At 68.2% G+C, this 9484-nt stretch carries 10 protein-coding genes; 1 reads left to right on the plus strand and 9 read right to left on the minus strand.

Annotation, left to right across the window (positions count from 1 at the left end; translation table 11 throughout):
- A partial coding sequence (gene mobF / locus AB0C20_RS32470; protein ID WP_357569425.1) for a MobF family relaxase occupies positions 1-1485 on the minus strand: 1485 nt, incomplete at its 3' end.
- Positions 1486-1719: 234 nt separating this feature from the next.
- On the opposite strand from mobF, the gene AB0C20_RS32475 reads away from it, so the two are divergent.
- Complete coding sequence (locus AB0C20_RS32475) at positions 1720-2139, plus strand: hypothetical protein (protein ID WP_357569426.1); 420 nt, start codon at positions 1720-1722, stop codon at positions 2137-2139.
- Positions 2140-2222: 83 nt separating this feature from the next.
- Here AB0C20_RS32475 and AB0C20_RS32480 read toward each other — a convergent pair whose 3' ends face one another.
- From AB0C20_RS32480 to AB0C20_RS32515, 8 genes are all read right to left on the minus strand, one after another.
- A complete protein-coding gene (locus tag AB0C20_RS32480; RefSeq protein WP_357569427.1) occupies positions 2223-2951 on the minus strand; it encodes a hypothetical protein in 729 nt (242 codons plus the stop codon).
- A gap of 155 nt (positions 2952-3106) precedes the next feature.
- On the minus strand, positions 3107-3550 hold the full coding sequence (locus AB0C20_RS32485; RefSeq protein ID WP_357569428.1) for a hypothetical protein: 444 nt from the start codon (positions 3548-3550) through the stop codon (positions 3107-3109).
- Positions 3551-3695: 145 nt separating this feature from the next.
- On the minus strand, positions 3696-4340 hold the full coding sequence (locus tag AB0C20_RS32490) for a GGDEF domain-containing protein (protein WP_357569430.1): 645 nt from the start codon (positions 4338-4340) through the stop codon (positions 3696-3698).
- Between the two features lie 499 nt (positions 4341-4839).
- Positions 4840-5355 carry a hypothetical protein gene (locus AB0C20_RS32495; protein ID WP_357569431.1) on the minus strand — a complete coding sequence of 172 codons (516 nt, stop codon included), beginning with the start codon at positions 5353-5355 and terminating at the stop codon, positions 4840-4842.
- 86 nt (positions 5356-5441) lie between these two features.
- Positions 5442-6152 (minus strand): hypothetical protein, encoded by a 711-nt coding sequence (locus AB0C20_RS32500; protein WP_357569432.1) that lies wholly within the window; start codon positions 6150-6152, stop codon positions 5442-5444.
- Positions 6153-6311: 159 nt separating this feature from the next.
- On the minus strand, positions 6312-7829 hold the full coding sequence (locus tag AB0C20_RS32505) for a hypothetical protein (RefSeq protein ID WP_357569433.1): 1518 nt from the start codon (positions 7827-7829) through the stop codon (positions 6312-6314).
- A 501-nt stretch (positions 7830-8330) separates the two neighbouring features.
- Positions 8331-9008 (minus strand): hypothetical protein, encoded by a 678-nt coding sequence (locus AB0C20_RS32510; protein WP_357569434.1) that lies wholly within the window; start codon positions 9006-9008, stop codon positions 8331-8333.
- Positions 9009-9288: 280 nt separating this feature from the next.
- Positions 9289-9484: hypothetical protein (locus AB0C20_RS32515; protein ID WP_357569435.1), on the minus strand; the 196-nt coding region annotated here is incomplete at its 5' end.

The following is a 9484-nucleotide window of genomic DNA, read 5'->3' on the forward strand; positions in this document are numbered from 1 at the left end:
GCTCAGCTTCGCGGCGACCCTCGGCCTGTGCGCGCTGCTGTTCCGCCACGTCTTCGACTTCCCCGGCGTGGACTCGTCGTTCCCGGGGGTGATGTCGAGGACGCGGCCGATGGCCAACTCAAGGTGCTCGCGGCCGAACACGGCCCGCTCGTGGCCGAGGTTGCCCACGGCGCGAGCGAGAGCGAGGCGCACGTCGGTGCGCACGGCCGCGTCGATGATGCGGTCGTGGTCGGTGGCGGAGACATTGAGCTGCGCGGCGGCCGCGCGGAGCGCTGCTTCGTCGACGCCGTCGGGGTGTAGCCGGTACGCGCGGCGAAGGACCCGCCTCGCGGTGACGGCAGTGTCATCACGGGCGGCGCCGCCGAGGATGAGGCGTACTTGCCCGGCGGTGTCGACTCGTGCAGTACGGTCCTCGGCATGCCAGCGCTGCACGGCCTGCTGGGTGGACTCGGCGCCCTTGTGCGGCCGGCGGGTCCGCAACGTCGCGTCCTGCGCGCGGCGACGCCACTGCGCGGCCGCGGATCGCGTCGCCGGAGCCTGCCTGTCGGTGCGGCGGTCCATCTCCTCGGTGATCGCGCCCCGCCGCTTGCCGAAGTGGCGCAGCGACGCCTCGCTGAAACCGACGATTTCGCGGATCCCGGAGTCATCCCGCGCGGCGAAGCTAACCCCGAGGCGGCGGTGAAGTTCGACTTCCACCGCGCGTTCGTAGGCGACCCGCCCGGCGGTGGTCGCGCGGTAGAAGGCCTTGCCGTCGAGGGCCAGCCACTGCGGATCGCCGTCCGCGGTCACCGTCTGGACCTTGCTGGAGACGACGACGTGCGAGTGCAGCTGCGGGTCGCGCTCGCGGCTCATCCGGTGGTCGAAGACCAGCGCTGCCAGCCCCGCGGTGTCGAGTTGGCGGACGCCGCCCGCGCCGGCGCGGGCGAACGCACCATGGCGCTGGAGGTGATCGAGGAGCGACCGCACCCCGGCGTGGTGGGCGGCCATAACGTCCTGCTTGACCGCGTCGTCGCCGAACGCCCACAGCAGCGATACGGATTTAACAGGGGAGACGGTGACGTCGTATGCGGATACGGCCCGCCGCTCCGGCGCGTTCATGATGTCGTGCCATACCTTGTCGCGCTGCTCCACTGTGGCATCGGCGGGCAGGTGCGCCAGCGCACGCTGGACTGCCTTCTCGCGGTACTCGTCGGTCATCGGCCTGTAGATCCGCCATTTCTGCCCGAGCCGATAACCGGCGACCGGGTGACGTCCTTGGCCGATGAGGTACCGCATTTGCCGCTCGTTGACCCAGCCGGCGACGCCGAGGACGGCTGCGCCGTTGCCGGTCCACCAGCCGGGGCTCTCTCCCCGCGCGGTGTGGTTGATGTAGTAGGGCGTTGGCCCTCCGTCTCCCAGTGGGCGCAGGTCATGGCGGCCAGCGGCGACCTGTTCTATGACGTAGCGGTAGCCGTCACCGGGCGAGATGCGCGTGACGGACAACATGACTCGACCGTAGAAGATCAACTATTGAATGGCGATGGAGAATGCAAGGGGGTGTATCCCCCGTAAGCGAGCAAGAAACGGAGCGGTAGCCGTTTGGGCAGGCTGAGGAGTGCGTGGCTGAGGCTGAACGGTAGGGCGGGAAGGTGGTGAACTGCGGCCAGCATCGAACGAATAGATGAATCGGCGGGGTGCTTGATCTGGTGAGCTGCCGGCCGTGGTCGCTACGGTCGGGGAATGGCGAGTAAAACGGGGAATGATGCGACTGCGGCGCTGCGGCGGCGGCAGGAATTGGAGCTGCGTGCGGTGCGGGCGGTCGAGCAGGCGGCCGGGACGGTGCAGGATGCGGAGCGGCGTCGGCGTGAGGTCGTCGCGCGGCTGGATCTGGAAGTGGGCACGGCTGCGGCGGCGCACGGGTTGGCTGTGGCGGTCCTGGCGACGGTGCTGCGCGATGACGGCCTGGCGGCGGACTTGACCGGGGTGGACGTGGCGCGGGTGCGGGCGTTTCGGCGTGGCGCGGATGGAGCTGCGGTGCGCGCCCGGATTGCCGCGCTGGGCGAGGTGGTGCCTCGTCGTCGGCGTACGGCGGTGGCGGTGCCAGCAAATGCGGGTCCGGACCGCGACGGCGGCGCATCGGCAGGCGGCGCGGGAGCCTAGTTCGGGACCGCTGCGACATGGACCGTGTGGAAGGCCCAAATCAGCGCCCGGTACGGGTCCGGTCCATACCGGGCGCTGATGGTTCAGGTCCAGGCTAGTCCGCAGCCGTTGCAAACCAGGATTAGCCCGTCAGCAAGCCATTGGGTGCTGTTTGTGTCGAGCGCGGCAGGGTCATCGGCAGGCCATGACATGGTTTCGGGTGCGGCGTCGGTGACAGTGCACATTTCCGGGGTGGCGGCGGGCCAGTCTCCTTCGACTACGGGTCGGCCCGGGTAGACCCAGTGGCGTCGCTGGAGGCCGTGGTACGCCACTGGCGGGCCGGCAAGCGGGCCGGCGAGGGGAAGCGGTGCGCGGTAGCGCAGCCCGGTTCCCGAGAGGTCGACAGAGGGAAAGGGCGGGGTCTTCTTGCGTACGGCGGCGCGGTGCTGGCTGAAGTCTTTGAAGGTGGGCGACGCGAGTTCCGCGCGATCGATGAGCGCCAGCGCTTCGTAGGGCTCGGCGGCCTTGTGGTGGTGCAGTGCCGCGTTGAGATATTCGGTTGCGCGGGCGTTGCGCGCATCCTCGCGGGCGCTGCGTTCGGCGATGGTGGTGCGTGGCGCGGTGAGTGTGTCGGGGTTAGCGTCGAGGTGCGCGGCGACGGCGTCCCAAATCTTGGGGCGACCGTATTTCGTGGTCAATCCGCCGAGGTGGTGGTCCGCGATGTAGCGGACGGCCGCGTCCTTGCCGCCGTGGATTGGGCTGTGGAAGTAGTTGGATGCCCAGTCGTCGCAGGCGTGGGCGATGGTGGCGAGTTCGGGGCGGGTCAGTCTCATGCTGGTGCCTCTCGGGAGAGTTGAGGGTTTGCGCTGTGGGGCCTGGCGGTGCGGGACGGGAGCGGCAGCCGGCGGCGGCGCGCTCGATGCGCGTCGGTGACGTCTGCGGTGCGGTGGCCCGGCCGCTTTGTCAGCGGCCGGGCGATCCGCGCGGGTCAGACGTGCTGACCGAGCAGGCGGCCCGGGTCGCCGGTGGTGACCCATCCGGCGGTGTCTCGGAACAACCGTCCAGCGCTATGGGCGAGCGTGACGGGGTACAGGTCGGGGCGCTGTACGTGGTGTTTGCCGTTCTGCCACAGGTCGAGCAGCAAGGCGGCCAGTCGCAGCGTGGCCCGCATTCGGCCGGGGTTGCAGGCGTCGCAGCAGTGTCGGCGGGCGTACATGATCAGGGCGACGGTGGCCGCGCGTAGTTCGATGGCGGCGGCGGTGTTGTGGGTGGGTGTCGTGGGCCAGGCCGGGGCGTGCTCGCACAGGTGCAGAAAGGTGATGACCTCTGCCATGCGGCGGCGGGCTGCGTCGAGCAGGTGCAGGATGTGTCGCGTGTGGGGGTCGGCATGAAGGGCCGGGAGCGCTTCGGTGGGAGCAGCTAGCGCGGGCATCGTGAGACTCCTCGCATGGGGTTTGGTGGGTGTTCGAAAGGGGTTCGCCGTCCCTACCGAACGGCTATTACTATACCCGGTCTTGAGGGTTGTGTCTATCCGGGTGGCCCGAAACTACCCGGGGTTCCGGGCCACCCGGGGCCGGCTAGAACCGATAGCGGCGGCGCTGCATCGGGAGCGTTGCCGTGACGGTCGCGCCGACGTTCTCGTGCCACTCCCTGAGGCCCCCGCCGCGTCGCTTGGCTGCGTACATGGCGGCGTCTGCTCGGCGGATAAGGTCGACGGCGGTGATGTCGTTGTGGTCTGCGAGGGCGAGCCCAAGGCTGGCGTAACAGCCAAAGTTCGTTGCCCCGAGGATGACGGTCGTTGCGTCGAGCGCCTGGGCGGCGGCTTCGGCGTTGTTGCGGGCGGTGTACATGCCGTCATCAATGATGATCATGAACTCGTCACCTCCCATTCGGCCGACCATCGTGCGCGGAAGGCGAAGCCCTCGCAGGGTCTCCGCCACCCGGCAGAGCACGAGGTCTCCGGCGGTGTGGCCGTGCTCGTCGTTGATTTCCTTGAAGCGGTTGAGGTCAACAAGGGCCACGGCTACCGGACGGGTCCGGTCGGCAAGCAGGTGGTCCAGGTGCAGGAGCAGGGCGCGACGGTTCGGCAGTCCAGTCAGGGCGTCGTGGTGGGCCTCGAAACGAGCGGTGACGAGATCGGTGCGAAGCTTCCTGTTGCGCGCGAGAAGCGCGATGCATGACACGGAGGTAGCTGCAAGCAGGATTGTGGATGCGGTGCTCATGCGCACTCTCCCTTGGTTGGGGGTTTGTGTGGTGTGCGGTGGGGGTTCGCCGTCCCCTCCGAACAACTATTACTCTACCCGGTTTAGCGTCCTGTGACTACCCTGTTTGCCCTGTTCGGACATCGGATTTTATGATCTTGAAAAGTGGATGTCGGCGGCTACGCCGACCAGCGCGCGGGGTGCGGCCGTGGCGCGTCCCCCCACTTCTTCCGGCGGTGGGGGCGAGTTCACTCGACCCGTGGCGCGCGCAGTGGAGGTCAAGTCCGGGCGCGGGGTTTCGAGGAAAAGATCATGCGGGGTGTGCTGGATGTTTTGCGAGCCGCGGCCGGACTTGACCGGAGCGAGCACGTCGCTAGCCTGTTCGGCCCCCACCGAAGGAGAAGGGGTTTTGAGCAGTGCGGCCGCAGGCCGCTTCCGGTTTCCGGTCCGCTAGGACCGGGCCTGAAACCCGACGCCACCCGACGGCGGCCCAGTGCGGACCGCCGTCAGGTGGCGTTGGCTACCGGTCCGGGGTGGGCGGCTTGATCCGCTGTACCCGCTGCAAGAGTTCAATGGGAATCTCGGCCGCCGGGGTCCGGGTCCGGGGGTCCAAAGTCGTGCGATAGCCGGTCGTCCACAGTAAGCGCCATTCGTGGGCTCTGTGTCCGGGGCGAGCCCCGTGCGGGTCGCCGGCAGATTCGGGGGCGTCCGACGCCTGGGCGCGGTAGTGGGTCATGTGGCCCGCGATCATGGGGCACGCGGTCACGCTGTAGCGGGCGCACTCGGGGTGCATGGCCGGCTCGGTGCTGATGAGCCGTTCAAAGTCGACGGTGCGCATGGCGAAGACAAACAGCCGGGACATCTGTTCGCCGCAGATTTGGCAGAGATGGTCGATGAAGGCGGTTCGTAGCCGGTCGGCGTCGATCGCTCCGAAGCGGTACCGGCCGTCCGGCATCTGAACGGTGATCCACGGCACGACCAATCCGCCGACGGTGGGGCGGTGTCGCAGCGGAACGGGAATGGGAGTCTCGGGCATGGGGAGTCTTTCGGGCTGGGTGGTGCCGGCCGGGTCGTCCGGCCGGCATCCTGGCGGTCGGAGAGCTGGGGTGGGCGTCGCCCGGCCTATCGAGTGATGTCCGCGCCGAAGCGGTGGACCATGTCGTCAGGCGGGATCGCCACGCGGGTCGTGCTGCCGTCGTCGGCGACGCTGAACGCGTGGAAGACCTCGCCGGTCTGATGCGGCGTGTACTCGATGTGCTCGACCTCCTGCCCGTCGAAGGTGACGCGCAACAGGGCATGGATGGTGGAGGCGTGCTCCGTGATTGGTGCTCGCTGCGGGTTGGTCCGGCGGGTCAGTGCGCGGATGAGTCGCTGCGTCCGTGACGGAGTGCGGGAGGGTACGTCGGTGACGACGACTGCGACCGAGAAGATGCCGGTGCGGTACACCCGTAGGGCGCAGGTGGACAGGGTTCCGCTGGCGGTTGTGTAGAACAGTTTTCCCGACGTTTCGAGGGGGGCTGGGCCGGGGACGATCGGGGCTGTGCGCGCGAATCCGGGCTGGTTGCGGGTGCCCTCCCAGGCTCGATCCGCCTCAAGGTCGGCGCGCAGGGTGTCGGGGATGACGGCGTACGGACGCACTGCCTCGATGATCGTGTACGGGTCGGTGATACGCGTGTCCGCGCCGAGCCAAAGCGGCATGTAGTCGGGGTTGTCCTCGTTCAGCTCGCCCTCGTTGATCACCTGGGCGAAGTAGCTGTCTAGCGGGCGATCCCACCCCACAACCACGGTGTAGCCGCCCCGGTTGGGCAGGGCGTCGAGTCGATGTCTGCTCACGAAATCTCCTTGGGGTTTGGCGGTTGTCCTGGTGGGGTTCGCCGTCCCACCCGAACAACTATTACTATACCCGGTTAATGGTCGGGTGTCTACTTGGAAAGCCTGGGACGAGTGGGGCGACCGGGGGGAGTCGCGTGCGGCGACTCCCCCCGGTAGCTGTCACTGCTCGTTCTGGTTCCTGGGGTTGCCGAGCACGTGTACCTGTTGGTTCAGGATGAGCGGCGCGTCGTCCGGCCCCTTGATGTGCGGGCGTACGTAGGTGCGGCGGCGCAGCGCGCGACCTGGGCCGTAGGGCTGCTCTCGGTAGAACCCTTTGACCCACCATCGGCGGGTGTAGACGCGCGTTGGCGTGTCGTCGGTGGTGTCGCGTCGTGGCTGCTGCTTGCGGCGCAGTCGCACGAGTCGCACGAGTGGGGCGGGCCGGTTGGCGCGTTGGTACGCCCTGCGGGTTGCCTTGTCGGCTGGCTCGTCAGTGACCTCCGCGTCAGGCTGCGTGGTGAGGATCCACGTAGCGATCAGGGAGCACAGCATGAGGCGGGTCTCTTCGCTGGCGGGCGCGTAGGGCTGGCCAAAACGCAGCCCTTCCCCAGTGCTTATGGGGATCAGCCAGCCGACTTTCTCGCGGAAATTCTGCATCCGGGTTTCCGTGAGCCGCTCGCCTCTCATGATCCATTCGGCGTGGGTGTAGAACGTGGCCCAGATGCCGCCGGGCACTGGTCCCCACTGTGCGGCGATGACCGGAATTACTACGCCGGATGCCGGATCGGTCGGCTGGTAGATCGGCGTGTGCCAGATGAGCAGCCCGTTGGGGGCGGGCAGCTCCACCTGTTCGATGCGAACGTCAGGCAGATCGCGTGCCGCATGCGCGGCCAGGGCGGTGAAGTCGGGGTCGATCCAGAAGATGCGCGCGTCCTCCGCGTGGTTGGCCATGAGGGCGGCGTACTGCCGTAGTGGCTCGGGGTTGCGGTGGTCGACGGTGGCAGCCGGCGCGTCGAGGGCAGCGCCAGGGGGCATGTGTCCGGGCACCTTGTACGTGTGGCCTCGGGCGAGGGCGTCAAGCAGGAATGCCGGGCCGGCGGTCCGCCAGAAGCGCACAAGCCTGTCCCGCACCTTTGGCAGCATCTGCGGGCGGAGTGACCGCACCTCGGGAGCGGGGGCGGTGTCGTCGCCGCTGGCGTTGCCGCGATGAGTGGCGCTGCCGACCGACGCGATCGGCTGCCGTACGGGCGTGGTGGGCGTCGCGGTGAATAACGCTTGGTGCATGGACCGCAGCACTTGCAGATTAATGGTGTGGCCCTTGCGGAGAAACCGCTTGTGGGCGCGTTGGGTGAGACCTTCGGGGTTCCGCTGCTCGACCAGGCGCGCACACGCCTCGCACGCGTTCCACTTGTTGCCGAAGTTGTGCAACTGTGCATCGGCGCTGTCGGTTGATACGGCTAGGTCGACGTTTTCGAAGGTGAAGGTTGCCACGGGGTGCGGTGCCGAGCAGAAGTCGCACACGGGCTGCCAGTTGGCAAGTTGCGCCAGTGGGACCGGGTCGGGGTCGTGGTCCTCCGCGTCGCGGCCGGGGTGGAGAAAGAACACCTCGTCCCTACTGGTGATAGCCGTCAGGGATAGGCCGCAGGTGGCGCAGCCGTACTCTTCCATGATCGGCGGGGCGTCGTCATTGGTGCCCATGCGTCTCCTTGGTTGGGGGTTTGTGTGGTGTGCGGTGGGGGTTCGCCGTCCCCTCCGAACAACTATTACTCTACCCGGTTTAGCGTCCTGTGACTACCCTGTTTGCCCTGTTCGGACATCGGATTTTATGATCTTGAAAAGTGGATGTCGGCGGCTACGCCGACCAGCGCGCGGGGTGCGGCCGTGGCGCGTCCCCCCACTTCTTCCGGCGGTGGGGGCGAGTTCACTCGACCCGTGGCGCGCGCAGTGGAGGTCAAGTCCGGGCGCGGGGTTTCGAGGAAAAGATCATGCGGGGTGTGCATGATGTTTTGCGAGCCGCGGCCGGACTTGACCGGAGCGAGCACGTCGCTAGCCTGTTCGGCCCCCACCGAAGGAGAAGGGGTTTTGAGCAGTGCGGCCGCAGGCCGCTTCCGGTTTCCGGTCCGCTAGGACCGGGCCTGAAACCCGGCGGCACTCGATGATTGGTGTGGGTGTTGCCGGATTCGAGTTCCGTTGGGCGAGCTACCGGCGCTGCTCTGCTTGATCCAGGATCGCCCACAGCGTCGCGCGCTTCCACCTGCGGCGGTGGCGGCCTCTGGGGCCGACGTTGTCTTCGTCGGCTTGGCGAAGCGCGTCGTCGGGCAGGGCGTTCGGGCTGTTGTATCCGAGGACGCGTGCGGCCTCGGGGGCGCCGACGAGTTCATCGGGATCACCGGAGCGGTCGGGGTGGCCCTGGGGTGTGGCGCGAGGGCGGCCGGTGTGGGGTGCGCCTTGCCCGGTGCGGCTGTCGGCGATGTCCCACACGGTGCGGCGCTTCCAGCGCCGGCGCTTACGGCCGGTGGGGGTGAGGGATTCGTCGTCGACGCGCTCAAGCAGGAGCGGCCAGATCCGGTTTTGTCCTTGCAGTGAATCGGCGCTTTGGTAGCCCAGCATGCGCGCGACGGTGGTGCTGTTCACGAGCTCGTCGGGATCGCCGCTGCGGTCTACGGCGGCGCTCGCGGCGCGTCGGGCTCTGACTCGGGGCAGCTGGTAGGAGGCGATGCTTTCGGCGAGCCATTTGGTGCCGTCGACGCGTTCGGGAAAGCCGTTGGTAGCCCGCTCGCCGTAGAGCGTGTCCAGGTGGCTGAGGGAGATGCCGAGCATCGTTGCGGCCTCGGCACGGCCTACGCGGCTGCTGTCGTCGGGATTGCGGGTGGGCATGCGCCGATGATGCCGCATCGGCCGGTTGGGCGGCCGTAGGGGCTGCGCGAGCCGCCCGACACGTCCGTTGATCACTTTCCTGCTCCGATGGCCCGTGACGGGTGTCGTGCGATGGGCGGCACGTGTTCGGCGTATGGGCCTTTGGGGGCCTGTGTGGCGTCGGCACCAGGCGGCCGGGGGGAGTTCGCCAAACTAACCCCCCGGCCGTTGCCCTGCCCGCCGTCGCGCGGCGGTGTGAGCGGTGGTGCCGCACGGTCTGGTGATGGTAGGCCGGCTGGCGTCACTGGTTCGATGGCCCGCGAGCCGCGAGGTGAAGGTACCGGCGGGCGGTCCGGGCGAGTAGCCCGTACTGGGTGTCCCAACGCGCGATGATCCGCCCGCTCGGCAGGTGTCGCGCTACGTACTCGCGTCGCGGTGCCTGCCAGCCCCCGACGCACACGGGGGTCGACTCGGCAATCAGTTCCCAGCGCTCGCCC

It is taken from the genome of Micromonospora sp. NPDC048843 (genome assembly GCF_040649965.1).
GTDB lineage: Bacteria > Actinomycetota > Actinomycetes > Mycobacteriales > Micromonosporaceae > Micromonospora > Micromonospora hortensis.